General features: G+C 50.2%; 1 protein-coding gene. It reads left to right on the top strand.

Annotation, left to right across the window (positions count from 1 at the left end):
- Positions 1–315, top strand: a 315-nt coding sequence (gene msrB / locus C1E99_RS13805; protein ID WP_105207824.1) for a peptide-methionine (R)-S-oxide reductase MsrB, incomplete at both ends; no start/stop codon positions are given.

Below are 315 nucleotides of genomic sequence, written 5' to 3'. Positions count from 1 at the left end.
AAAATCCCTCTGATTGATGTTGCAGACTACCAAAAGCCAGACCAGCAAGTCTTAAAAGACAGCTTGACCGACCTCCAGTATCAAGTCACTCAAGAAGCTGCGACGGAAAGACCCTTCGAAAATGAGTTTTGGAATAGCGACCAAGCTGGCATCTACGTCGATATTACGACTGGTGAGCCCCTCTTTCTCTCGACGGACAAATTCGACTCAGGCTGCGGCTGGCCCTCCTTTACCAAACCAATCAGCAAGGAAGTTGCGACTTATTTCCAAGATCTCTCCCACGGCATGAACCGCATCGAAGTCCGCAGTCGGGCT

It is taken from the genome of Streptococcus suis, from assembly GCF_002964045.1.
GTDB classification, from domain to species: domain Bacteria; phylum Bacillota; class Bacilli; order Lactobacillales; family Streptococcaceae; genus Streptococcus; species Streptococcus suis_U.
The sequence above is the reverse complement of the archived record's forward strand: the minus strand, read 5'-3'. Positions and strand labels throughout refer to the sequence as shown.